The 25,809-nt window shown below is 37.8% G+C and carries 27 protein-coding genes and 1 other RNA gene; 12 read left to right on the forward strand and 16 right to left on the reverse strand.

Features of this window, described 5'->3' with window-relative positions; translation table 11 throughout:
• Nucleotides 1-29: 29 nt before the first annotated feature.
• Nucleotides 30-1,280 (reverse strand): kynureninase, encoded by a 1,251-nt coding sequence (gene kynU, locus MKL38_RS00545; RefSeq protein WP_270902196.1) that lies wholly within the window; start codon nt 1,278-1,280, stop codon nt 30-32.
• A gap of 146 nt (nt 1,281-1,426) precedes the next feature.
• Here kynU and gigD point away from each other — a divergent pair, with 146 nt between their 5' ends.
• Nucleotides 1,427-1,876, forward strand: coding sequence for an Lrp/AsnC family transcriptional regulator GigD (gigD, locus tag MKL38_RS00550; protein ID WP_270902197.1), 450 nt, complete (start codon nt 1,427-1,429; stop codon nt 1,874-1,876).
• A 41-nt stretch (nt 1,877-1,917) separates the two neighbouring features.
• Nucleotides 1,918-2,454 (forward strand): GNAT family N-acetyltransferase, encoded by a 537-nt coding sequence (locus MKL38_RS00555; protein ID WP_270902198.1) that lies wholly within the window; start codon nt 1,918-1,920, stop codon nt 2,452-2,454.
• A 47-nt stretch (nt 2,455-2,501) separates the two neighbouring features.
• On the opposite strand, the gene MKL38_RS00560 is transcribed toward MKL38_RS00555, so the two are convergent.
• Nucleotides 2,502-2,795 (reverse strand): hypothetical protein, encoded by a 294-nt coding sequence (locus tag MKL38_RS00560; protein ID WP_045431062.1) that lies wholly within the window; start codon nt 2,793-2,795, stop codon nt 2,502-2,504.
• A 397-nt stretch (nt 2,796-3,192) separates the two neighbouring features.
• On the opposite strand from MKL38_RS00560, the gene MKL38_RS00565 reads away from it, so the two are divergent.
• The 4 genes from MKL38_RS00565 to MKL38_RS00580 all read left to right on the forward strand — a co-directional run bounded on the left by MKL38_RS00565 (nt 3,193) and on the right by MKL38_RS00580 (nt 6,022).
• On the forward strand, nt 3,193-3,879 hold the full coding sequence (locus MKL38_RS00565; protein ID WP_270902199.1) for an HAD-IA family hydrolase: 687 nt from the start codon (nt 3,193-3,195) through the stop codon (nt 3,877-3,879).
• On the forward strand, nt 3,863-4,291 hold the full coding sequence (locus MKL38_RS00570; RefSeq protein ID WP_045431059.1) for an RNA-binding S4 domain-containing protein: 429 nt from the start codon (nt 3,863-3,865) through the stop codon (nt 4,289-4,291). The genes MKL38_RS00565 and MKL38_RS00570 overlap by 17 nt, the downstream gene beginning before the upstream one ends.
• A 145-nt stretch (nt 4,292-4,436) precedes the next feature.
• Entirely contained in the window at nt 4,437-5,483 is a 1,047-nt protein-coding gene (gene recA / locus MKL38_RS00575; protein ID WP_005040004.1) for a recombinase RecA, read from the forward strand.
• 56 nt (nt 5,484-5,539) lie between these two features.
• Entirely contained in the window at nt 5,540-6,022 is a 483-nt protein-coding gene (locus tag MKL38_RS00580; protein WP_056480607.1) for a regulatory protein RecX, read from the forward strand.
• Nucleotides 6,023-6,037: 15 nt separating this feature from the next.
• Here MKL38_RS00580 and ffs read toward each other — a convergent pair.
• An RNA gene (gene ffs / locus MKL38_RS00585) (signal recognition particle sRNA small type) lies at nt 6,038-6,134 on the reverse strand.
• Between the two features lie 313 nt (nt 6,135-6,447).
• Between ffs and MKL38_RS00590 the strand changes: the two genes are divergently transcribed.
• Nucleotides 6,448-7,314: a YbgF trimerization domain-containing protein gene (locus MKL38_RS00590; RefSeq protein ID WP_270902200.1), complete on the forward strand. Its 867-nt coding sequence runs from the start codon at nt 6,448-6,450 to the stop codon at nt 7,312-7,314.
• Nucleotides 7,315-7,372: 58 nt separating this feature from the next.
• Here MKL38_RS00590 and lpxA read toward each other — a convergent pair whose 3' ends face one another.
• The 12 genes from lpxA to rimO form a co-directional block, all read right to left on the reverse strand.
• On the reverse strand, nt 7,373-8,161 hold the full coding sequence (gene lpxA, locus MKL38_RS00595; protein WP_003652175.1) for an acyl-ACP--UDP-N-acetylglucosamine O-acyltransferase: 789 nt from the start codon (nt 8,159-8,161) through the stop codon (nt 7,373-7,375).
• Entirely contained in the window at nt 8,158-8,643 is a 486-nt protein-coding gene (fabZ, locus tag MKL38_RS00600; RefSeq protein WP_003652176.1) for a 3-hydroxyacyl-ACP dehydratase FabZ, read from the reverse strand. Before fabZ ends, lpxA begins: the two co-directional genes overlap by 4 nt.
• Nucleotides 8,644-8,649: 6 nt before the next feature.
• Nucleotides 8,650-9,720, reverse strand: coding sequence for a UDP-3-O-(3-hydroxymyristoyl)glucosamine N-acyltransferase (lpxD, locus tag MKL38_RS00605; protein ID WP_045431049.1), 1,071 nt, complete (start codon nt 9,718-9,720; stop codon nt 8,650-8,652).
• Between the two features lie 4 nt (nt 9,721-9,724).
• Complete coding sequence (locus MKL38_RS00610; protein WP_080027278.1) at nt 9,725-10,225, reverse strand: OmpH family outer membrane protein; 501 nt, start codon at nt 10,223-10,225, stop codon at nt 9,725-9,727.
• 40 nt (nt 10,226-10,265) lie between these two features.
• Nucleotides 10,266-12,785, reverse strand: coding sequence for an outer membrane protein assembly factor BamA (bamA, locus tag MKL38_RS00615; RefSeq protein WP_442866684.1), 2,520 nt, complete (start codon nt 12,783-12,785; stop codon nt 10,266-10,268).
• 37 nt (nt 12,786-12,822) lie between these two features.
• Nucleotides 12,823-14,178, reverse strand: a complete 1,356-nt coding sequence (rseP, locus tag MKL38_RS00620; RefSeq protein ID WP_270902202.1) for an RIP metalloprotease RseP — start codon at nt 14,176-14,178, stop codon at nt 12,823-12,825.
• A gap of 1 nt (nt 14,179) precedes the next feature.
• Complete coding sequence (ispC, locus tag MKL38_RS00625; protein ID WP_003652181.1) at nt 14,180-15,376, reverse strand: 1-deoxy-D-xylulose-5-phosphate reductoisomerase; 1,197 nt, start codon at nt 15,374-15,376, stop codon at nt 14,180-14,182.
• Complete coding sequence (locus MKL38_RS00630; protein ID WP_005039985.1) at nt 15,377-16,201, reverse strand: phosphatidate cytidylyltransferase; 825 nt, start codon at nt 16,199-16,201, stop codon at nt 15,377-15,379. It lies immediately after the preceding gene.
• Nucleotides 16,201-16,953, reverse strand: coding sequence for a polyprenyl diphosphate synthase (gene uppS / locus MKL38_RS00635; RefSeq protein WP_209830968.1), 753 nt, complete (start codon nt 16,951-16,953; stop codon nt 16,201-16,203). The genes MKL38_RS00630 and uppS overlap by 1 nt, the downstream gene beginning before the upstream one ends.
• Nucleotides 16,954-16,958: 5 nt before the next feature.
• On the reverse strand, nt 16,959-17,513 hold the full coding sequence (frr, locus tag MKL38_RS00640) for a ribosome recycling factor (protein ID WP_004791853.1): 555 nt from the start codon (nt 17,511-17,513) through the stop codon (nt 16,959-16,961).
• 85 nt (nt 17,514-17,598) lie between these two features.
• Nucleotides 17,599-18,327, reverse strand: a complete 729-nt coding sequence (gene pyrH / locus MKL38_RS00645; RefSeq protein ID WP_003652185.1) for a UMP kinase — start codon at nt 18,325-18,327, stop codon at nt 17,599-17,601.
• Nucleotides 18,328-18,376: 49 nt separating this feature from the next.
• The gene (rimO, locus tag MKL38_RS00650) at nt 18,377-19,720 is read right to left on the reverse strand and encodes a 30S ribosomal protein S12 methylthiotransferase RimO (RefSeq protein ID WP_270902203.1); all 1,344 of its coding nucleotides are present in this window, start codon (nt 19,718-19,720) and stop codon (nt 18,377-18,379) included.
• Nucleotides 19,721-20,061: 341 nt separating this feature from the next.
• Between rimO and glnL the strand changes: the two genes are divergently transcribed.
• From glnL to MKL38_RS00680, 5 genes are all read left to right on the forward strand, one after another.
• Complete coding sequence (gene glnL / locus MKL38_RS00660; protein WP_003652188.1) at nt 20,062-21,171, forward strand: nitrogen regulation protein NR(II); 1,110 nt, start codon at nt 20,062-20,064, stop codon at nt 21,169-21,171.
• Nucleotides 21,158-22,651 (forward strand): nitrogen regulation protein NR(I), encoded by a 1,494-nt coding sequence (gene glnG / locus MKL38_RS00665; RefSeq protein WP_005039979.1) that lies wholly within the window; start codon nt 21,158-21,160, stop codon nt 22,649-22,651. The genes glnL and glnG overlap by 14 nt, the downstream gene beginning before the upstream one ends.
• Before the next feature lie 254 nt (nt 22,652-22,905).
• Nucleotides 22,906-23,559: a TetR/AcrR family transcriptional regulator gene (locus MKL38_RS00670; protein WP_005039977.1), complete on the forward strand. Its 654-nt coding sequence runs from the start codon at nt 22,906-22,908 to the stop codon at nt 23,557-23,559.
• Between the two features lie 112 nt (nt 23,560-23,671).
• The gene (gene argF / locus MKL38_RS00675) at nt 23,672-24,586 is read left to right on the forward strand and encodes an ornithine carbamoyltransferase (RefSeq protein WP_270902204.1); all 915 of its coding nucleotides are present in this window, start codon (nt 23,672-23,674) and stop codon (nt 24,584-24,586) included.
• Between the two features lie 200 nt (nt 24,587-24,786).
• The gene (locus MKL38_RS00680) at nt 24,787-25,311 is read left to right on the forward strand and encodes a protein tyrosine phosphatase family protein (protein ID WP_004643117.1); all 525 of its coding nucleotides are present in this window, start codon (nt 24,787-24,789) and stop codon (nt 25,309-25,311) included.
• Here the strand turns inward: MKL38_RS00680 and ispF are convergent.
• Nucleotides 25,299-25,790 carry a 2-C-methyl-D-erythritol 2,4-cyclodiphosphate synthase gene (ispF, locus tag MKL38_RS00685; protein WP_004643119.1) on the reverse strand — a complete coding sequence of 164 codons (492 nt, stop codon included), beginning with the start codon at nt 25,788-25,790 and terminating at the stop codon, nt 25,299-25,301. The genes MKL38_RS00680 and ispF overlap by 13 nt on opposite strands.
• Nucleotides 25,791-25,809: the final 19 nt, after the last annotated feature.

Here is a 25,809-nt window from a genome sequence, read left to right on the forward strand (position 1 = left end):
GCCTTTTGCTGATTTTGATTTCCTGAATATCAGGTCACTTCGCCTCTAACCAGATAACGCTCATTTTTCCATTCGTTATTCAGCATAATTTGCTTAAGATGCTGTACAGCATTCCAAACATCTTCAAAACCTAGATATAGGGGAGTAATTCCAAAACGTAATACTTCTGGCTCTCGGTAATCGCCGATTACGCCTCGGGCAATGAGTGCCTGAATAATTTCATAGCCATATTCATGGCGATAACTCACATGGCTACCACGATATTGATGAGCCAAAGGTGTAATGAGTTTAAAACCAAATTGACCACATTCCTGATGGACGAGTTGAATAAAAAAATCAGTCAATTTAAGAGATTTCTCGCGTATTTTTTGCATATCCACTTGCAAGAAAATATCGACACCACATTCAATCAAACTCATAGAAATGATGGGCTGAGTTCCACATAGGTAACGACGGATACTATTGGCTGGCTCATAATGCTGTGCCATATCGAATGGCTTCCTGTGACTCCACCAACCCGATAAAGGTTGCCAAAACTGGTCACGATGCTTTTGATTTACCCATAACAAAGCAGGAGAACCTGGGCCACCATTTAAATATTTATAAGTACATCCAATCGCAAAATCACTATTACTCTGGTTTAGATCCATAGGAACTGCACCAACTGAGTGGCATAAATCCCAAATAATCAAAGCATCTTTAGAGTGAATTTGTTGATTAATAGATGCCATATCATAGAAATATCCGGTCCGATAATTCACATGAGAAAGTACAACTACTGCTACGTGCTTTTCTAATACCCGTGATAAATCATCTACGCCATCAATCAATTCAACTTGATAACCTTGGTGAATTAAATCAATGAAACCCTCAATAATATAAATGTCTGTTGGGAAAGCATCTTTTTCCGCCACAATAATTTTACGTTCTGGAAATTTTTCGGCTTGAATTTTTACCGCAGCTGATAGAACTTTAAATAAGTTCAGAGTAGTAGAGTCAGAAATAACAACTTCACCCTGCTCTGCACCAACAAGTTTAGCTACTTTATCGCCAAGTCGAGTAGGTAAACCCCACCAATCTGCTTTGTTCCAGCTATTAATTAAGTCCTCTCCCCATTCTTGGGAAATAATATGCTGAGCAACATCTAATGATTTCTTCGGTCTCGCACCTAAAGAATTACCATCTAAATAAATCACTTCTTTTGGAAGCGCAAATTCCTCTTTAAATTTTTTGAGTTCATCTTCCTGATCCCAATAGAGACACTGTTCATGAGTAATCATTTGTTATTTCACCTATTTCAACATTTCCTTTGTTTTAGAATTTTATCATGGCAATTCTTATGATTTATTCGATAATATTTGATTAAAATCTTTAATTTTCGTATAAAATTCCAAATACAATTAAAAAATCCGGATGAAATTCTAAAATGAATATAGATGCAATCGATCTAAAAATCTTAAAGCATTTGCAAGATAACGCGCGGTTAAGTAACCAGGAACTTGCCGATCTCGTTAATCTTTCAGCATCGGCTTGTCATCGACGCGTTAAAATTTTAGAGGCAAATGGAGTAATTGAAAAATATCAGGCAAAAGTTAATTATGAAAAATTAGGCATAAAAATTGAGGCAATTGTCGAAATTAAACTTGCACAATTAACCGAAAACGATCACAACTTTTTTTTAAGTCAGATCAAAAATTTTGATGAAGTCATTAATGCTTATATTATTACAGGCGAATCTAATTATGTTTTGCACGTTGCGACTAAAGATTTAAATTCGTTTTCCCATTTTGTCATTAATACCTTAAACAAAATTAAAGGTGTCGTCAGTATTAATTCCAAAATCATTTTACAGAAGATTGTGCAGAAACCGCTTTAACCTTCTTATGAAAAAATTATCGTTTATTAAAGAGTTATTCTATGATTGAAACTGAACGTCTAATCCTAAGACAATGGAAAGAAAGTGACTTTGAACCTTTTATCAAAATGGGCCTAGATCAAGACGTCATGCAATTCTTCCCAAGCCTCCTAACACCTCAAGAAAGTCTTAACTTAATCCAGAAAATTTCACGTCTCATTGATGAAAATGGTTGGGGCTTTTGGGCAGTAGAATTAAAAGAAAGCCATCAATTTATCGGGTTTATTGGTTTACACAACCAACCTGAGCAATTTGATTTTTCTCCATGTGTCGAAATCGGTTGGAGACTTGCAAAAGAATTCTGGAAACAAGGTTATGCTAGCGAAGGAGCAAAAGCTGTTTTAGACTATGGTTTTAATATACTTAATTTAGATAAGATCGTTTCATTCACAGCTACTCTTAATACACCTTCTCAAGCTGTAATGGAGCGGATAGGAATGCAAAAAGTTAAAAACTTTGATCACCCCAAAGTGCCTCTCCATCATGAATTAAGAGCGCATGTGCTATATGAGATCACTAACTTTTCATTCAATTTATGATTAAAGTTAAAACTTACGCCTTTAGACAACTAAAAATGTGAAAATGCTTACTCATCGAAATCATACCCAACAGAAGTAGACTGTTCCCAATATTCATGGATTTTATTTGCTATTTCTTCTTTTTCCATTGTAGTCAGTACGTAAAAGAGTTTGGCCTCTTTATTTTTTCTTAGAATTAATAAGTTGTAATAATCATACTCGGGTCCACTAAGCCCTAGTGTAGGTTGCGATTCACAGTGTTTTTCTGCTTTGTAGTGCCATTCAAGCTTATAAGTATCGAGGCCATCGGCAGCATTGATTACGATACCGTCATTGGTTCCACCAATAAATCCAATTTTCATTGCTTTCTCTAAATTCTTATTAGGATAATTTTCAATATAGCGCTAATTGAGTACTCTTCAATTTATATATTGTTTATCAAAAAGTATCGTATGTAACTATAATTAGAGAAAACTATTAGATAATCATTTGGATTTCTAATTTAGAAGATGCTGACTATTGTTTTACTCAAAATAAAGGAAGAATTTTCTACTAAACTGTTTCATTATTATTTTTTGTTTTGCAAACTTCCGCGTTATAATTTCAAACCATTTATCTTCCCTATCCATACCATTAATCTATACAATTTTTAGAAAAATTAATGGATGGAGCTTTGAATTAATTTATGATTTTAAAAGGATATATGGTAGATGTGTCTTAGAAAGTTTGCTTTGAATGATTTTGGAGATATTTAAAAATATGTCTAAAATCATAATGTTTGACATGGATGGTACGCTATTAGACTTAGCTTTTGATGACTTCATTTGGAATGAATGTCTCCCGATGAGACATGCGCAAATACATCAAATTCCCCTCGCCGAGAGTAAAAAAAAGCTATATCAGTTTTATCAATCACATCGGCACACTCTTGTTTGGTATTCATCAACCTATTGGACAAAAACAGTAGGCGTTGATGTACTCAAATTACAACAAGAATTTCAATCTAAAATCCAAGCACGCTCGGGCTGTCTTGAGCTTCTACAGCAACTTAAAGAACTAGGATACACCTGTTGGCTAGTGACTAATGCTGACCGCCCTAGCTTACGCTTAAAACTCGATAATATTGCAATCGAACATTTTTTTGACGTAATCATATCAAGCGAACAAGTTGGTTATGCAAAAGAAGATATTAATTTTTGGAAAGAACTCCAACGATTACACTCCTTCAATCCAGATGAAACAATTTTTATTGACGATACGACTCCCGTGTTAAAAACAGCAGAAAAATTTGGTATTAAACACTTGTTTACTATCTCACAGCCCTCAAGTCTAAATGTTATAAGACAGCATCAGGAACTAGAATATAAAGCACTAGATCGACTTACAGAGTTGCTGTCTATATTGAATCAAATTGATAGAAAGGATAACGATGTCAAAATTGCGTGAAGACGATGCTGTAGAGACCATGCGTGTTGACAAATGGTTATGGGTTGCTCGTTTTTTTAAAACTCGTTCAATTGCTAAAGCAGCAATCGAAGGAGGTAAAGTACATCACAATAATGAACGTGTAAAAGTTTCCAAAGAAATTCGAGTGGGAATGGAGCTTATTATTCAGCAAGGGTTTGATAAAAAAACTGTTGTGATAAAAGCGCTTTCTAATACACGTGGCCCAGCGCCAGTTGCACAGCAACTTTATGAAGAAACCGAAGTGAGTATTGCTAGACGGGAGTTGATTGCATCCCAACGAAAATTGCATAATCTAGCTCGACCTGACCATAGACCGGGTAAAAAGGATCGTCGACAAATTATTCGGTTTAAACAGGAGAATGATCAAAATTGGTCATACGATGATGAATAAAAACGTCGAGTTGTGTCGCACACACACATACAACACATAGAAGCTATAGAAAAAATCTGTCACTATTAACCTAGTGAAACAAGTTGAGATTCAATGCATCCACTTGGGTTAAACGTGATGAACATAGAGTATTGAGGTTTTTGAGATGGATGAGAATAAAAGCAAAGCATTACAAGCCGCGCTAAGTCAAATTGAGAAACAATTTGGCAAAAATACGGTGATGCGTCTCGGTGACAACACTGTTCAAGCTGTTGAAGCTGTATCTACAGGCTCTTTGACTTTAGATATTGCATTGGGGATTGGCGGTTTACCAAAAGGCCGTATTGTTGAGATTTATGGTCCAGAATCTTCTGGTAAAACCACAATGACTCTACAAGCGATTGCACAATGTCAAAAAGCTGGCGGTACTTGTGCATTTATCGATGCAGAGCATGCATTAGATCCACAATATGCACGTAAACTCGGTGTAGACATTGATAACCTGCTTGTATCACAGCCTGATAACGGTGAACAAGCTCTTGAAATTGCGGATATGCTAGTTCGTTCTGGTGCAATTGATATGATTGTTGTCGACTCAGTCGCTGCACTTACCCCTAAAGCAGAAATTGAAGGTGAGATGGGTGACTCTCATATGGGCTTACAAGCTCGCTTAATGAGTCAGGCACTTCGTAAAATTACTGGTAATGCTAAACGCTCAAACTGTATGGTTATTTTCATTAACCAGATTCGTATGAAGATTGGGGTAATGTTTGGTAGCCCTGAAACTACGACTGGTGGTAACGCATTGAAGTTCTACGCTTCTGTACGTTTAGATATTCGCCGTATTGGTCAAGTAAAAGAAGGCGATGAAATCGTCGGCTCTGAAACTCGAGTTAAAGTTGTTAAAAACAAAATGGCTCCTCCTTTCAGAGAGGCTCTTTTCCAAATTCTCTATGGTAAAGGCACAAACCAGCTAGGCGAACTTGTAGATTTAGCTGTACAGCAAGATATCGTACAAAAAGCAGGTGCTTGGTATTCATATCAAGGTAATAAAATTGGTCAAGGTAAGAACAATGTTATTCGCCACTTTGAAGAGAACCCTCAAATGGCTGGAGAGATTGAACGTAATATCCGTGAACAACTGTTAACAACAGGTACTAATACTGCTCAAGTTGAAGATGAGGAAGAAGCTGATCTTTTATTAGAATCTTAATTGCTCATTCTTCATAAAACGCCCTTCGGGGCGTTTTTTTACAAGGGAATCCTAATATGTTCAAAAGAACTGAAGAACAGTCTCAACAACGAACTCCGCTTACTGGCCAGCGTTTACGCTCTTATGCATTTGCTTTACTAACTCGCCGAGACTATTCAAAAGCAGAACTTACTGAAAAATTGACTCGTTATGCTCAGAACCCAGAAGAGGTTAAGCAACTCGTTGAAGAGCTATCTGAACAAAATTATCAAAGTGATCAACGTGTTGCTGAACAAATGCTTGCTAGCCAAATTCGTAAAGGTAGAGGACCAAAACGTATTCAACAAGCTTTAAAAACTAAACAGCTTGAAAATGATTTAATTGCAGATGAAATTCATGATATTGATTGGGTCGAGCAAGCGTATGAGCTCAAAGTGAAAAAATTTGGTGAAGAAGTGGAAAAAGATCCAAAGCTTAAAGCAAAACAGATTAGATTTTTACAATATAGAGGATTTGATTTAGATGTAATTATAAAAGCAGTCCAACGAAAAGTGGACTAATAAGAATGGTGGCAGCCCCACTAGCAAAACTTCGGCACATCATAGATCTGCTACCGTTGCTACCTTCCGGTCCTGGCGGGGTTCACAGAGTACAATTGCGAAGCCACCAGCAGGGCTACCATTGCCAGACAAAGTATAGAGATTTTTAAAAGAGTTGCAAGCCTTCTTCCCAGTTTTAAGCAAGTTTATGTTTCGATTGATTAATTCATCAGCAAAAATACATAACTTTCTATACTTCTCTCTCCCTTATTCTTTTTTGTATCTTATTTTGGATAAAATATGCTTGAAGATTGTAAACTATTCTTGCATTTATATTGTTAGCTGTTTTAATTGCATTAACCAATTAAAACCTTAGATAGTTAAGAGAATAGTTTATATATTCCTTTCCCAAGTTGGCTTTTACATAAAATTATGGACCTATACTCATGCGATTGATGAAGCATTCTTTATTATTTATTGCCTTAATGAGCACTACCTCTCTCTATGCCAACATTCCAATTGAGTCTCGCGGTTTAAGCCAAAGCGGTGGTAGTCCAAGTAACACTTCTTCTAATAATGTTTCGGTACCTAGTAACCTAAACTGGGAATTAATGCAAAAAAACCAACAATTAGAAAATGATATACGTACCTTACGTGGGCAATTAGAAGAGCAATCAAACGATATTGAACAATTGAAAAAAGATTTATCTAATCGTTATACTGACCTAGATCAGCGCTTAGAACTCCTTAATCAAAAAGTTGATCCTGAAAGTACGCAACCAGATAATTCTGGGAACAGTGATACTCCGGCTACGGCAAGCACAGGAACCTCCACAGTAGATAATAAAGTAGTAAATGCTCCCCCACCAACAAGCAGTCCATCTACCACTCCTCCACCACAACCAGAAGCGTCTCAACCACCAGCACAAAATCAATCAAACCCAGTAGAGCTTGAAAAGGCTGCTTACACTGTAGCTTTAGACGCCTATAAGCAGGGTGGCGCAAAAAAAGCCATCGCTCCAATGCAAAACTTTATTAAAAATCATCCAAATAGTGTTTATACTGGAAATGCTTACTTTTGGTTAGCTGAATTTAATTTAGCAACTGATCCAGTAAACTACAATGAGGCAAAAAAGAACTACAATGTAGTAGCAACTCAATATCCAAATTCTAGTAAAGCTCCTCGCGCCCTGTATCAACTCTATAGCATTGTTAAAGATGTCGATAAAAATCCAGCCTCAGCAAACCAATATAAAACTAAGATTTTAAGTCAATATCCAAAATCTGAAGAAGCCAAATTTTTTAATAAATAATAATTTTAAGCAAAAAAAAGACACTGCATATTGCAGTGTCTTTTTTTAATATATTGTCTTAGCGCACAATGCCACGTTCTGACTGTTCAACAGAGTCAATTAATAATTGAGCTTCAGGAACATTCGGAAGAATATCATTTTTAATCTGCTCAACAGCTTGAACAGAGGTAAGCCCTGATTTAAAAATTAACTTATAAGCCTCTCTGAGGCCTTGAATTGTATTTTTAGACCAACCCTTTCTACGCATTCCTTCGATATTAATACCAAATGCATGGGCTGGGTTACCAGAAGCCATAACGTAAGCTGGTACATCCTTTAAAATTAGTGATGCTCCACCCACCATACTGTAAGAATCGATTTTACAGAATTGATGAATACCTGAATTACCACCAATAATGATGTGATCACCTATATGTACATGTCCGGCAACACCGACATTATTCGCGAAAATATTATGATCACCAACAATACAATCATGTGCAATATGTGTGTTAACCATCAATAGGTTATGACTTCCTATTTTAGTTAAAGCATTATCTTGCACAGTTCCTCTATGTAAACTGCAATGCTCACGAATTAAATTATGATCACCAATCTCTAACCAAGTTTCTTCACCTTGATATTTCAAGTCTTGGCAAACCTCACCAACACTTGCGAACTGGAAAATCTCATTATTTTGACCAATTTTGGTAAAACCACCCACTACTACATGTGAATGTAGCTTAGTACCCGCACCAATCGTCACATTTGGACCGATAACGCAATAAGGTCCTATCTGGACATCTGGAGCAATCACTGCAGATGGATCAATAATGGCCGTAGAATGAATTAAGTCGTGATTGCTCATGCCTGCTCTGTTTTTTGGTGTGAAATCATAATTTCAGCGGTTGTTGCTACAATACCGTCAACGGTAGCCGTACAGTTATATTTGTAGATACCGCGTTTTTGCATTACTAATTCAGATTTTAATACAAGTTGGTCACCGGCAACTACTTGTTTTTTAAATCTAACCCTTTCCGCACCAGCAAAGAGGAATAAAGAACCAGGTTTCGGTGTTTCATTGTTCATAATAAACCCTAGAACGCCTGAAACTTGAGCTAATGCTTCTACAATTAGAACACCAGGCATAATTGGATATTCTGGGAAATGTCCCTGTAGAAACTCTTCATTGATAGACACATTTTTATAGCCAACAATACTATTGTCAGTAACTTCAGTCACACGATCAACCAATAAGAATGGGTAACGATGCGGCAAATATTGACGAATCGTTTGAATCTGCATTGGTAATTCAGGGATGGCAAATTTAGGTGTAGTTGACTCGGTCATAATATTCTATTTACGCAAATTAAAGGTTGATTCAAGAGACTCTATTTGAGCTTGTATATGATCAAGTCGTTTAGTGATTTGGGTCAATGGCACATCTGCTAATTGTCGCAAGCGTACAATTGTCTTTTTCCAATGGCTATTTTCAAATAATCCAATTCCTGAAGAGTAAGTTCCAGCTTCAGAAATATTTTTTGTGACCATTGACATTCCTGTCAAAGTCACATTATCGGTAATAGAAAGGTGCCCTGATACACCGCAAGCCCCTGCTAGAATACAGTTTTTGCCAATTTTAACACTACCAGCAATTCCGCATTTAGCAGCGATAGCTGTATTTGAACCAATATGAACGTTATGCGCGATTTGCACAAGGTTATCAATAATTACCCCATCTTCCAAAATTGTGTTGTCGAGTGCACCTCGATCAATACTACAATTTGAACCAATACGAACATCATTACCAATAATAACTGAACCCAATTGAGCAATGCGATGCCACTTTCCTTGATATGGCGCAAAGCCAAAGCCTTCACTACCAATTACAGTACTTGCGTGAACTCGCACACGATCAGATAATTTAGATTCACCAGTAATGGTGACATGAGCATCAATAAAACAATCTTTTCCAATTTCCACATTATCATCCAGTCGAGTATGAGACTGAATAATCGTATTATCGCCTACCACACAATTTTCGCCAATGACGACGTAATGACCAATATATGCTGTTTCGGAAATGATCGCAGAAGGGTGAATTTGAGCTGTACTTTCTATACCTACCGATGTGATTTTTTTCTCAAAAACATGAGTAAGTATGGCAAAAGCTAAGTAAGGATTATCAACAATAATAAAATTTTGTTTGTCAGGAAGCTGTTCTTTAATAAGGCTTGTAACAATGTACGCACCCGCACGGCTAGCCTTTGCTTGGTCAATATACTTTTCGCCATTCACGAAAGCAATTTGATGAGTTTCAGCATTTTCTAAACTTGCTAAGTTTATAAACTGAAGACTACCCGTACCTACTAGCTCACCATTTACGAGGTGAGCTAGTTCATCTAAACGATAATGTTGCACTTTCATTAATTTATTTCATTGAATTAACCTTTTGTATCATTTTATCAGTTAAATCATATTTAGCGTCATAGGCAACGGTTGAATTTTTATTCAAAATGAAGTCAAGATTATTTTCTTTTCGTAATTGTTCAGCTGCTTGCTTCACACGATTCTCAAAAGTTGAATTCATTCCTTGCAAACTAGTCTGAACTTTAGACTGCAAACCTTGTTGAGTCGAATTAAATTCATTGAGTTTTGTCTGATATTGCGCTTGAAGCTTTTTAATATCATCTTCTTTCATTTTTTGCCCTTGTGTTTGGGCTTGACGCTGAAGGCCTTCCAACTCTTTACCTAACTGCTCAAGACGAGTTGTAGTTGGCTTAACTGATTGATTTAAACTTGCGTTTTGTTGTTTTAAATAAGCACTGCTTTCAACAACTTTAGCAAGATCAATAACACCATAACCCGCAGCGTTGGTCATAGCAGAAACTGTCAGACCTAGTCCTAACATTAATATATTTAATTTTTTCATTTAAATTTGTGTCCTTATTTCATGTTTAGTCAAGTCGTACTTAGAAAGTACGACCGATTTCAAACTGGATCTCTTTGGTTTCATCACCAGGCTTATCATTTAGAGGGAATGCATAGCTAAGAGATAATGGTCCAATCATGGTAATCCATGTGAAACCAACACCTACGCTGTAACGCATATTACCTAAGTCGAAACCATAGTTATCTTCACAGTATTTTTTAGCGTCTGCAATTTGCTGGCCATTCATAATCATAGAATAAGAACCAACGTCGCACTTGGTATCAAATACTTGTCCACCTTCAGCAAAAATAACTGGGCGTACTTGACGAGTCCAATCTCCTTTGAAAGGTAATGGTAAAGCGAGCTCTGTACCAAATTGCACAAGAGCGTTACCACCTACTTCCTCTGGAGAAGAGTCATCTTTTTGCTCTTCTTGTAAATTTACACTTGAATATTTCGGACCCAAGGTGCTGTTATCATAACCACGAACAGAGCCATAACCGCCCGCATAGAAGTTTTTATAGAATGGCAAATCATTACCATAGCCTAACTTACCATAGCCGCGAAGTACAAAACCTGTAGTACCAATAGGGAAGAATGCCTGAGCATCATAAGTTGCTTTCTGGTATTCAACATCACTACCCGGCAAACCAATTTCCAAGCCTACACGATGTGACATACCTGATGTTGGGAAAATTGGGCGGTTTAATGTATTATATGACCAACCTAAATTTAAGTTATAAGTAAAAAACTCACCTTCAAATGCATTTTCATATTCTCTTTCGCCACCCTCCTTACATTTAGTGCCGGTGATAACACCACCTTCTTCTATAGGAATTTGATTCTCAATTGGGCAGTAAGTCTCTGTGCCTGTTGCTTTACCACCATTAGCCTTCAAGTAGTCACGGACATAGGTAGAAACAAAGGGACCTGTGGTTACTTTAGTATTATCAATACCAACTGAGGCACTTAAACTTTGATTTTCATCAATTGGATAACCAAAACTTAAACTACCACCGAAACTATCGGTAACGTAGTTATTAACGTTATAGTCATCATTAAGTTTAGTTTTACGATAATAAACGTTATAACCGCGGCTTACACCGTCAATTGTAAAGTAAGGGTCGGTAACACTTAAGTTATAGTAATCTTGAGTTTCAGAACGAGATAAATCGATCGATACACGATTACCCGTTCCCATAAAGTTAGTTTGGCTCAAACCTGCCTGGAATGTGATACCACCACTTTGTGAGTAACCTACCGCTAACGTTGTAGTTCCCGAGTGCTGTTCTTCAACATTTACGTTTAAATCCACCTGATCTGGTGAGTTTGGAATACGAGCTGGTTTAATATCAACTGTTTTAAAGAATCCTGTACGCTCTAAACGAACCTTAGACAAATCAATTTTTTCATTACTGGCTAAAGCACCTTCCATTTGACGCATTTCACGACGTAATACTTCATCGGCAGTTTTACTGTTGCCTGTAAAGTTAATACGACGTACAGTGACTTGCTGACCTGGGTTTACATAGTAATTTAAGTCAACAACACCTGTGTCATTATTAATTTGCGGAACAATATTCACATCTGCAAAGTAATAACCAGCATTACCGTATTTACGCAATAATAATTGCTTAACAGCATTCACTTTTTCTTGTGAATAAGTATCGCCATCTTTATAGATTTTTAAAGCTTGTAATTCTTCAGGTTTATAAAGTGCGTCACCTAAAAACTTGGTTTGACCAAATTTAAACTGACTGCCTTCCTCTACAGCAACTTCAATAAAGATGTTCCTTTTATCTTCACTAATATTAAGCTGTGAGTTATTGATATGGAAATTGATATAACCTTTATTGAGATACATCGCACGCAAAGCTTCAAGGCTCGCTGCCATTTTCTCTCTCGCATAACGGTCATTACGCGTTACAACAGAAGCCCAACCACTTTCTTTAACTGCAAAGGCTTGTTTAATTTCGCTGTCTTTAAAAACAGTATTACCAATAATATTGATATTAAAAACTTTAGCGGCTGTACCTTCATTAAAATTTAATTTAAGTTCAACACGGTTATTTGGACGAGCGATCGTATCAACGGTTACATCAGCATCGTAACGACCTTGCTGGGTATATTGCTGCTCTAATTCAGTTTCAATTGTTTGTAAAGCCGATTTCTTGAAAACTTCGCCTTCAGCAATTCCCATTTTTTTGAGGCCCTGTTCCAGTGCCTCTTTAGGAATAAGTTTATTACCCTTAAATTCAAGTTTTGAAATAATTGGGCGTTCTACAACATTAAAAACTAAAGTATCATTATCTCTTGATGCTTTAATATCGTCAAAAAGTCCAGTGGCATACAATGTTCGAATTGCTTCTGCGATCATCGGTTCATTAACGCGATCGCCACTGTTGATTGGCAACATAGTATAAACATTTGCAGGAGTAAGACGGACCAACCCATCTACGCGAATATCTCGAACAACGAAATCATCAGCTGCATATGCTTGTTGTACCGCTGCCATAGCGCTAACAAGTGCCAAAGGCATTAAAAAATGTGTGTGCCGCATGCCAGTTTTTTCCAGTAAGTTATAAGTCCATATACGTTTACAAACGCATAAAATCATTAAATAAAGCCAAAAGCATCATACTACCGAGCAGTACCATACCAATTTTTAGACCAAACATTTGTATTTGTTCAGAAACAGGCTTCCCTCTAATAGCTTCAATAATGTAATAAACCAGATGTCCACCATCTAGCATTGGAATTGGTAATAAATTTAAAATTCCAAGACTTACGCTCATTAAAGCCATAAATGAGATAAAAGTCTGCCATCCCATTTCCGCACTTTGTCCTGCTACTTTCGCGATTGTAATTGGTCCAGAAAGATTCTCTAAACCAATTAAACCCTTAACCATTTTCACTATTGAACTCAATATCATGCTAGAGATTTGACCAGTTTTATCTAGTGACATCTCGAAAGCTTGTATTGGAGTATATTGAATTGTTTGCTTATATGCGTCAGGAATTGTAATTTTTCCTGCATCACTTTTCACGCCCAAAACACCGCTCACTTGCCCCATGTTGTCCCGTTTTCCTTGAGGCATGACTTGCAAATGAACTAATTGACCATTACGTAAAACATCAATATTGAGTAATTTTTCTGGAGAATGTTGTACGACCTCGACAACATCAAACCAGTCTTTCATTGCTTGACCATTAATTGAAACAATACGATCGCCTACTTTCATTCCTTGACGAATTGCAGCTCCATCTTGAGTCAATTCAGTGATAACAGCTGGAATAACAGGACGATATGGTAAAAAACCTAACACATCTAAAGCTGATTCATTCTGATTTTTTAAGAAGTCTTTAATGGGTAAAACAATATTTTTCTCAGTACCAGCACGGTCTAAATCAATATTTACACTACCCGTTTCACCCACACGATCAATCAAAGCAAAATTAAGCTTTTCCCAAGTTTGTGTTTCTTTTCCATCAACCGCAACAATCTTATCACCCACTTGCATTTGTGCAGTGGCTGCTGGTGAGTTTGGTATGACTTTACCGACTCTAGTGTTTAGTTGTTCTTGTGCGGGTAAAAATAAGATCCAGAAAAGTAAGACAGCAAAAACCAAGTTAATTAAGGGACCAGCTGCAACAATTGCTATACGTTTCCATGGTTTTTGACGGTTAAATGCATAAGGTAAATCCTGCTCTGCAACATTACCTTCACGCTCATCGAGCATTTTGACATAGCCGCCCAATGGTAAAGCTGAAAGCTGGTATTTGATTCCAGATTTTTTTGATGTCCATTTGAGTAAGGTAGGACCAAAACCAATCGAATATACTAAAACCTTAACACCTAGTTTTCGTGCAACCCAATAATGGCCGAACTCATGGATTGCAATTAAAGGACCAAGTAAAAGAGCCGCTGCTGCAATCATAAATAATGCGCTCATTTCAGCCTCCTATACTTGATATATATTGCTGGGCTACGTGTCGTGCTATTTCATCTTTATCTAAAATGCACTCAATATTTTCAGCAACTGAATTTTCCAATTTTTGCAAAGTATGTTCTACCACTTGTGGAATATTTGTAAATCCAATTTGTTCCTTTAAAAATGCAGCAACAGCAACTTCATTTGCGGCATTTAAAATAGTAGGTGCCAAACCTCCCTCACGCATTGCTTGACGTGCCAAATCAAGTGCTGGGAATTTTTGAATATCTGGCGCTTGAAAATTAAGCTGAGAATACTCAAATAAATTTAAAGCAGGAACATTAGTCTGTAAACGCTCAGGCCATGCTAGAGCATGCGCAATTGGCGTACACATATCTGGATTACCCATTTGTGCTAATGTTGAACCATCAACATATTGCACCATAGAATGAATAATACTTTGTGGGTGAACAACAACTGTAACAAAATGTTCAGATATTGAAAACAAGTGGCACGCCTCAATCAACTCCAACCCTTTATTCATAAGAGTAGCCGAGTCAACTGAGATTTTCTGTCCCATAGACCAATTAGGATGCTTACAGGCTTGCTGAGGAGTAACTTCTTTTAATTGCTCTAAAGAATGGTTTAAAAAAGGTCCACCAGAGGCTGTTAATAATATTCTAGATACGCCCTGCTGCGGTTGCCCATTTCTTTCGGCTTCTAAATAATTATGAGGTAATGACTGAAAAATAGCGTTGTGTTCGGAATCCACTGGCAATAACAACGCCTGATGATCACGTGCTGCTTGCATCATGATTTCACCAGACATAACCAAAGCTTCTTTATTCGCTAATAATACCCGCTTGCCAGCTTTTACAGCAGCCAAAGTGGGCAACAAACCTGCGGCACCAACAATTGCAGCCATAACCACATCAACATCTGGATGAGAAGCAATGCTTACCAGACCTTGCTGACCAACCAGAATTTCAATATTTTGTAATTTATTATCCGCAAATAATGCTGTTAACTCGACAACTTTTTGCTCTGGAACAACCACAACTTTTGGTTGGAACTGTTTACAAATTTCAACCAACTCAGAAATTCGGCTATGAGCTGAAACTGCAAACACTGAATACTTATCAGGATGTTGATTTAAAATTTTTAAGGTACTTTGACCAATGGAACCGGTTACACCTAATATGCAAACAGATTGTGTCATCTATAAATCTACACCAATAAGTTTTAATATATACATTCCCGTTGCAAAGATCGGGGCTGCAGCAAGTAAAGAATCAATACGATCTAAAACACCACCATGACCAGGTAGAACACGACCAGAATCTTTAATACCGGCACGACGTTTAATCATTGATTCAAATAAGTCACCCAAAACTGAACCAAATACTGTAATTAATGACAATATAAGAAACAGAATTTGCTGAATTAAAGTTAAATTTAGATAATGATATTGCACAACCAACATTATTACTACAGTCGTAATAACACCACCATACAAACCTTCCACTGATTTGTTAGGGCTTACAGTCGGAGCTAGCTTTCTTTTCCCAAATTTGCGACCAACAAAGTAAGCACCACTATCTGCGCCCCATACGAGCAAGAACAGATACATTAACCACCATGGTGAACTCTGCCATACTACAAAAATTGACGTTACCGCAGCACAGACTAAAATTATGCCAATCACATACAAGGTCGCGTTATACCAGCCATCAAATTCAGGAAATGACTTAACCCAATATACACTTACAATCCAAGTCAAAATTGAAGCAGACCATAAAAGTAATGCAATATCATGGAAAAATAGGGCAACACCTGAAACAAATGCAACAAGCAGACCGTAGCACCAAGCTTTGGGTTTAACAGCATTTGCAGTTTCGCGAGGCATTAATTTATACCATTCATACCCCGCAACCCCTGCTGCAACAATCATAAGAACCAACATTGGATAATGTGATTGCGTAGCAAACATACAGCCTAAAACAACTGCAACAAGTACCAATGCGGTAACAATCCGCTCTAACATTATAAATTCTCTATTTTCTCTTGCTGAATTTGTTCAGATGTTTTGCCAAAACGACGTTCACGCCCTGAAAAAACATTCAATGCATGATCGAACTCTTTTACTGTAAATTCTGGCCATAAAGTATCCGTAAAATACAGTTCCGCATAAGCTGCTTGCCATAACAAGAAATTAGATATGCGGTAATCTCCGCCTGTACGGATTAATAGGTCCACAGCTGGCAGATCGTTTAGACTGACATATTTTTCGAACAAATCAACATTTATTTGATCAGCACCAAATTCACCACGGGCAACTGCTTGAGCAACCTGTTTTGCTGCATTTGCAATGTCCCACATCCCACCATAGCTGATTGCAATAGTTAGAGTCATAGTGTCATGGTGTGCTGTCTGTTGCTCTGCATCTTCCATTAAGGCAACTAAGTGTGAGGATAATCGAGAACGATCACCGATAAAACGCAAAGCAATATTAAATTTCTTCATGCGAGGTATTTGCTCATGAATAGTTTCTTCAAGAAGCTTCATAAGCAGATCGACTTCATACTGCGGTCGATTCCAATTTTCACTTGAAAATGCAAAAACAGTTAAAGCACGAATACCAGTTTTTTTACAATGTTCAACGATAGGATCGAGAACATTTTTACCCTCCCGATGGCCATCACCTTTTTGCATTTGATTTTTTTTTGCAAAGCGGTTGTTGCCATCCATAATGATGGCAACATGCTTGGGAAGATGATACTCTTCAGAATCGGTCATAAAAATTAGACCTTCATCAATTCTGCTTCTTTCGCTGCAAGACGCTTGTCTACTTCTGCAACATATTTGTCAGTAATTTTCTGAATATCATCACCTGCACGGCGTTCATCATCTTCAGAAATTTCTTTTTCTTTTAGCAATGCTTTGATATCACCCAATACATCACGGCGAATATTACGAATCGCAACTTTTGCATTTTCAGCTTCATTACGCGCAACTTTTTGCATATCACGACGCGTTTCTTCAGTTAATGCTGGTAAAGGTACACGAATTGCATCTGCTGTAATCGGGTTTAAACCAAGATCACTTTCACGGATTGCCTTATCAATAGCTGAAACCATTGTACGCTCAAATGGCTGAACAATAAGTGTACGAGAGTCTTCGATACCCACGTTTGCTACTTGATTTAAAGGCACATCAGAACCGTAGTAAGGAACCATTACACCATTTAAGATTGATGGGTGTGCACGGCCGGTACGAACTTTAGCAAACCCTAGTTCCAAAGACTCTAGAGTTTTTAACATACGCTGTTCGCTGTCTTTTTTCAGATCGTTAATCATATGATCTACCTTACTTATTTATTCAAAGATATATTTAACAAATTTAATTTAGCGCTAGTATAAAGAGCTTTAGGTAACACGTACATTATTTAGTAACGCGCGTCCCTTCTTTTTCACCCATTACTACTGACAATAACGCACCTGATTTATTCATATCAAAAACTTGCAATGGCACATTATGGTCTCGACATAAACAAATAGCGGTCAAATCCATAACACCAAGTTTTTCATCTAACACCTGATCAAAGGTTAAATGATCGTATTTAACAGCATCTTCAAATTTACTTGGATCTTTATTATAAACGCCATCTACTTTAGTCGCTTTTAAAATCAAATTCGCTTCAATTTCAATTCCACGTAAACATGCCGCTGTATCCGTTGTGAAAAATGGATTTCCTGTACCCGCAACGAAAACACAAACTTCACCTTGGCTCAAATGACGGATAGCATCACGACTTGAATAAGACTCTACCACTGTACCAATTGGCAATGCAGACATAAGACGAGTTCTGATATTACGACGAACTAGAGCATCACGCATAGCTAAGCCATTCATTACAGTTGCGAGCATACCCATTTGATCGCCTGTTACACGACCAACCAAGCCATCTTTTTGCAACTGACTACCACGGTACAAATTACCGCCACCCACAACGATACCCACTTGTACACCCAAGCCAACCAAGTGTGCAATTGAAAGGGACATATGATCTAAAACTTGGGCATCAATACCCATGTCTTTATTACCTGACAATGCCTCACCAGATAATTTTAATAGAATACGTGAATAACGAGGGCTAATTGTTTCCGCCATGACTTTGCTCCAAAACCTCTTAAACTGAATGCTCTTTAATATATTTCGATTAAACCGATTTAATTTTAATTAACTTTGCAAATAAATCGTATTCATCCGCATCGGTAATTTCGACTTCCAACATATCGCCCGGTTGAATAGTGTTCTTATCAATATCTTCTACAAACACATTACCGTCAATTTCCGGAGCATCAGCATAAGAACGTGCAACGGCAACAGGATATTCATCTTCTAAACTATCGACCAAAACAGTCATCGTTTGACCAATGCGTTTTTGCAATCTGGCAGCAGAAATTTCTTGCTGGACTTGCATAAAGCGCTCGTAACGCTCTTGTTTAATTTCTTCTGGCACATGATCTGGCAAATCATTTGCCGTTGCACCTTCTACTGGTGAATAGGTAAAACAACCCACACGATCAAGTTGAGCTTCTAAGAGCCAATCAAGTAACAGCTGGAAGTCTTCTTCAGTTTCACCTGGGAAACCCACCACAAAAGTAGAACGGATCACAAGATCAGGACATTTCTCACGCCACAACTTAATTTTTTCTAGTGTATTTTCACTGTGAGCCGGACGCTTCATTAACTTAAGAATACGTGGGCTTGCGTGTTGGAATGGAATATCTAGATATGGCAGGATTTTACCTTGTGCCATTAAATCAATTACCGTATCCACATGTGGATATGGATAAACATAGTGTAAACGCACCCAGATCCCGAGTTGGCCTAGTGCTTCACACATGTCGAAGAATTTTGTCTTAACAGGCTGACCATTCCAGAAGTCAAGCTTGTACTTGGTGTCTACACCATAAGCTGATGTATCTTGAGAAATAACCAAGATTTCTTTAACACCCGCTCTTTTAAGCGCAGCAGCTTCTTCTAATACACTACCGACTGGACGAGAAACCAAGTCACCACGCATACTTGGGATAATACAGAAGGTACAACGATGGTTACATCCTTCAGATATTTTTAAGTAAGCATAATGCTTTGGTGTTAATCGAATTCCTTGTTCAGGAACTAAGTCAACAAACGGGTTATGTTTAGGTGGTGCTGGTACATATTCATGCACAGCTTCCATCACATCTTGATAAGCTGCTGCACCAGTAACCTTTAAAACGTTTGGATGCATTTGACGAATTTTATCTTCGTCTTTACCTAAGCATCCAGTAACGATCACTCGACCATTTTCACTCATGGCCTCGCCAATTGCATCTAGCGACTCTTGTACCGCAGATTCAATAAAACCACAGGTATTAACAACTACTAAATCAGCACCATCATAATCTGATGCAACTTGATAACCTTCAGTCTTTAACTGAGTTAAAATTCGTTCAGAATCTACCAATGCCTTAGGACAACCTAAAGAAACAAAACCGACTTTGGGGGTCTTCATGAATCTGCGCTCCACTTGAATGCGCGTATTGTATGTCTTTTCTTGTCTCAAGCATAGGTGGAAAGCCTACTCTTTGTGTAATGCACCAAAATACAACCAACATTTGCACCAAAACTCACCTTTGCACCAATTTAGATCATGTTATTATCTAAACTTGAGCCATCCGCTTTGATCAAAAGATATAAAGAACGATTTCAGCGCGTTTTTAAGTACCTTAAAACTTTACAATAACCCATAAACAAAGTTGGCGTATATTTTGCATCGTTCATGTTCTATAACGGTGAAAATCCGATAACCAAGAAGATGCCATTGCGCTATTTTAAGACAGGAACGATTCGCTAATGGATCAACACAACCCTATCGACTATCGCCTATTGGTAGACAATTTAACTACTGCGATTTTATTAATCGATAGTAACTTGAATATTTTTTATTTAAATTCAGCCTGCGAAGCACTATTTGACATTAGTTTGCTCCGTGCTTCAGGACAACCCGTTTTAAACTTGCTTCATGCCCCTGACGATACTTTTAATACGCATGAAGCTTTATTGAACACTATAAAAACCGGACAACCCTATACGCGCCGAGAAGCTGTCATTAATGTCAACTTCAAAGACCTCCATGTGGATTACACAGTTTCTCAATTAAATGCAGGTAAAAGCTACCATCCATTACTGTTGATTGAGCTTAATCCAATCGATCGCATGTTAAAGATTTCAAAAGAAGAAAATCTGGTTCAACAGCATCAGGTCGCTAGACAGCTCGTGCGTGGTGTTGCGCATGAAATTAAAAACCCACTTGCAGGTATTCGGGGAGCAACCCAGTTACTCGCTCGTAGTTTAAATGATAAGACTTATGCAGAATTCACCGATGTCATCATTAATGAAGTAGATCGTTTAACCAACTTGGCTGATACCATGTTAGGTTCTAGACAACTACCAAGCTATGAAAATGTTAACGTACACGAACCCTTAGAACGAGTACGCTCTCTTATTGCAAACCAGACAAAGAAGAAAATTAAAATTATACGTGACTATGATTTGTCATTACCCGATGTTAATGCCGATCGAGATCAATTAATACAGGTCATGCTCAATATTAGTGTAAATGCAATTCAAGCCATTACAGAAAACAAAGCATTTTTTATAGATCAGGAACCGGAGTTAATTCTACGTACGCGAATACAGCGTCTTGTCACGATTAATGGTGTACTGAATCGATCCACCGTTCGGGTCGACATTGAAGATAATGGACCAGGCATTCCTGAAAGTATTTTGGAGTCAGTGTTCTATCCATTGGTTACTGGACGAGCAAAAGGTACTGGGCTTGGCCTGAGTATTGCACAGAATATTATGCATCAACATAACGGAATGATTGAATGCCAATCTGTTCCTGGAAAAACTATTTTTAGCTTATATTTACCTTGGGAGTCAGACCGTGTCGCGAAATAAAATATGGGTTATTGATGATGATCGCGCCATGCGATGGGTATTGGAAAAGACCTTTAAAGAAGAGGGTTTTGATGTTACCAATTTTGAAGAAGCTCAAACTGCGCTTGAACGTTTGCATCATGACGCTCCCGATGTCATTTTAACTGACATCCGCATGCCTGGGATTGATGGGTTAACTTTCTTATCTAAAGTCAAAAACACTCATCCAGATTTACCTGTCATTATTATGACTGCACACTCCGATTTAGAGTCTGCGGTTTCAAGCTATCAAACAGGTGCATTTGAATATTTACCAAAGCCATTTGATATTGATGAAGCTTTAGCTTTAGTAAATCGTGCAATCTTGCATATCAACAAGCTACAACAGCAAGAAGCTACAAAAACAGCTTTACCTCTTCAATCAACAGAAATTATTGGTGAATCTCCGGCAATGCAGGAGGTTTTCCGCGCCATCGGTCGTTTATCTCAATCTCATATTACCGTTTTAATTAATGGTGAATCAGGTACAGGTAAAGAATTAGTTGCACATGCTTTACACAAGCACTCTCCACGCCGTGCTAAGCCTTTTATTGCTTTAAATATGGCTGCAATTCCAAAAGACTTGATTGAAACCGAGTTGTTTGGTCATGAAAAAGGCGCTTTTACAGGAGCAAACACCCAGCATCAAGGCCGCTTTGAACAAGCAAATGGCGGAACACTATTCCTTGATGAAATTGGCGACATGCCATTTGAAACACAGACTCGACTACTTCGTGTCCTTGCCGACGGTGAATTTTATCGTGTAGGTGGACATATCCCAGTTAAAGTTGATGTTCGAATCGTTGCAGCAACGCATCAGGATTTAGAAAAGCTGGTAAATGAAGGTCGTTTCCGTGAAGACTTATATCACCGCTTAAATGTGATTCGCATTCACATTCCTAAACTTGCTCACCGTAGCGAAGATATCCCAATGCTGGCTCAGCACTTTCTTGCGCGTGCAGGTAAAGAGCTTGGCGTAAGTCCAAAAATCTTACGTACCGAGACAACAGACTATATGCAACAGTTGCCATGGCCCGGCAATGTTCGACAACTTGAAAACACATGCCGCTGGTTAACTGTAATGATCACCGGGCGTGAAGTGTATCCAGAAGATTTACCTTCTGAACTCAAACAGGTTCCATTGCAAAAGAATACTGATGCTGGACAACCTGCCCCTTCATTTGAACGCATTTCTTTACACCATTGGGATGAACTGTTAAACCAATGGGCAATTCAAAAACTTAAGAATGGTGAAATGAAGATTTTGGATATCGCTACACCAATGTTTGAGCGCACGTTAATTAACGCTGCCTTACAACAAACGCGTGGACGCAAACGCCACGCAGCAGAATTACTGGGTTGGGGCCGCAACACCTTAACTCGCAAGTTAAAAGAACTTGGAATGGATTCTGCTGACGATGATGAAGAAGATGAACATAAGGTTACCCAAACTGAAGCCTAAAAAGCTTATTACCTAAATGAAAAGCGGCTAAGGATGTCTTAGCCGCTTTATTTTTTTATTAAATTTAAAAATGAACATCAGGTTACATCATTAGAGCACCCTAAAAATAGATCTAACCAACTATTTTATATAAGTTAATTTTAAAGTTATTTTATTTACTGTTCAGCAGTTGATCTAAAAAAATAGTGATGACCATCCTTAAAGATAGTTTTGCTATACTAAATAAGCAAAGTTAGTCGTTGTTATTAAATTTTATGCATGATTCAGTCCTTGAGTCACATCATTCAGTATGTGAAAAACCTCAAACACGCCGCGGTATTGAACGTCGTTTAGCTCTTCTGTTAAGCGCGACCGAGCTGTTCCTGGAAAAAGGATATGATGCCGTTTCACTTGATGACATTGTTAATCATGCCGGTGGCTCTAAGGCTTCTATTTATAAATATTTTGGCAATAAAGAGGGGCTTTTTGCCGCTATTTGTGATCATAAACGTGAAATGTTTTTTAAAGATGTATGTATTCCATTCCAACCAGAAAAAAGTACTTTAAGAGAATATCTTATTCAAACACTCAATCGTGTTTATGTTCACATTATTCAACCCGAACATGTTGCTTTTTTACGACTTATTATCGAACAGACCGAGTGTAATACTGTGCTCATACAATACCTATATGACAAATGGGTACACAATTTACAAAACACGCTTACCCAAGCATTAGAGTCTGCAGATAAATCAGGGGAAATTACATGCAATTCTCCCTATTATTCTTCACTCATGTATTTTGGGATTTTACGCGATATTGAATGGCGTATGATTATGGGTATGCCTGCTCTACCAGACGAGAAAGAAGCTATTGATTATATTGAATATTGCGTAGATATCTTCCTCAAGGGCCACCATAAAGTCTAATTCTTTTGCATTTTAAAATGCTTATAGTATAGTAGACTTCTTTTTTTCCACATCCACCCAGCCAACAACAGATAATTGTTGTATTTCCTAACAATTATTATGGAGTAGCTACATGGCTCTAAGACATTTCCTGACTTTACGTGATCTATCCACTCTAGAACTTAATCGCATTTTAGAACGCGCAAGCGAGCTTAAAAAAATGCAGCATGACAATAAGGTATTCCAACCTTTTGTTGGTAAAGTATTGGGAATGATTTTTGAGAAATCAAGCACGCGTACACGTATCTCTTTTGAAGCAGGCATTAATCAATTTGGTGGTAGTGCGATTTTTCTATCGCCTCGCGACACACAATTAGGTCGTGGTGAACCGATTGAAGACTCAGCACGTGTAATTTCAAGTATGCTTGATATTGTGATGATTCGTACTTTCGGTCATGACATTGTTGAACGTTTTGCATCGTATTCAAAAGTTCCTGTTATTAACGGTTTGACAGATGACCATCATCCTTGCCAGTTACTTGCAGATTTACAGACTTATAATGAACACCGCGGTAGCATTAAAGGCAAAACTGTTGCTTGGATTGGTGATGGCAATAATATGTGTAACTCATATATTGAAGCTGCACACATGATGGGCTTTAAACTCAAAATTGCATCGCCGAAAGGATATGAGCCTAAACCTGAATTTCTAGCAGAGTTTGGTCATTGTGTTGAAGTTTTTGACAATGCAGAAGACGCTGCTGTAAATGCTGACCTCATCGTGACAGATGTATGGGCAAGCATGGGACAAGAAGAAGAACAGAAGCTTCGTGAAAAAGCCTTTGCTGCTTTTCAGGTCAATGAAAAATTAATGGGACTTGCTCATCCTGACTGTTTGTTCATGCACTGTTTACCTGCCCATCGTGGTGAAGAAATTTCTGAAACAATGCTAGACCATAAAAATGCAGTGGTCTGGGATGAAGCTGAAAATCGCCTACATGCACAAAAAGCCTTGATGGAATTTTTACTAAATGAACATCTGAAATAAGCTTAATTTCTTTCATTAAAAAACAGCACTTTTATAGTGCTGTTTTTTATTTTCTAAATTACTTCTTCTGTTTAGTATATTTTTTTTAATATTCTTGTTTAGGCTGATGAATATATAAGCAAGCCGTATTTTATCTCTCATATATAATCGTGTATAACATTGAACACAATAAGCCAAACTCACTCTTGCTGAGTACGATCATGACCACTCTTGAACAATCATTAGCTCAAATCCCTACTTTTTCTGTTATTCATGAGCACTTATTTAGTTCAGCTCAACCCTCAATCGAACAACTGAAACTGATTAAAGAATATGGTTGCAGTACAGTCATTAATCTCGCTTTAAGTAACGCACCAAATCATATTGAAAATGAAGATCGTATTTGTTTAGACCTCGGTTTAAATTATATCCATATTCCAATTGATTGGGAGACTCCATCTGCCGAGCAATGTTTATTGGTACTCGATCTCATTGATCATTTAGTCCAGAATGAAATTGTCTGGATTCACTGTACTAAAAACGATCGCTCTAGTTGCCTCATGTATGTCTATAGACAGTTTTATATGAATATGGACATGCCTACTTCTCAAGATTTACTCCATGAAATTTGGGAACCTAATGAAACCTGGACAGGGCTTATTCATAGCATTACCTTACAGCTACAAGGCCGTAAGGCAACTCTAGAGCTTCAACAGTCTTTGCAACAGGTCGATCACTTAGTGTGATGAGAGACTAGAACAGTTGCTGTAGCTAAAATACCTTCTTGACGACCGGTAAACCCAAGTTTTTCGGTTGTCGTCGCTTTAATACTAATTTGATTAACATCTACATTTAAAACATTAGCAATACTTTGACGCATTTCCAAATTATGCTTAGCTAATTTGGGACGCTCACAAGCCACCGTAATGTCAGCATTATTTAACTGATAACCGCGATCCAATATGAGTTGGTAAACATGCTTTAACAATACTCGACTATCTGCGCCTTTGTATTCTGGGTCAGTGTCAGGAAAGTGTTGTCCAATATCTCCGAGTGCCAGAGCACCTAACAAAGCATCACACAGAGCATGAAGAACCACATCGCCATCAGAGTGTGCTTTCAAGCCATGCGTATGTGGAATTTGAATGCCAGCCAATGTAACGAAGTCCCCCGCTTCAAAGGCATGTACATCCATTCCTTGTCCAATTCGAATTTGAGCAACCATATAACTATTACCTTCCATA

The organism is Acinetobacter sp. AOR14_HL, assembly GCF_027855175.1.
Taxonomy (GTDB): domain Bacteria; phylum Pseudomonadota; class Gammaproteobacteria; order Pseudomonadales; family Moraxellaceae; genus Acinetobacter; species Acinetobacter calcoaceticus.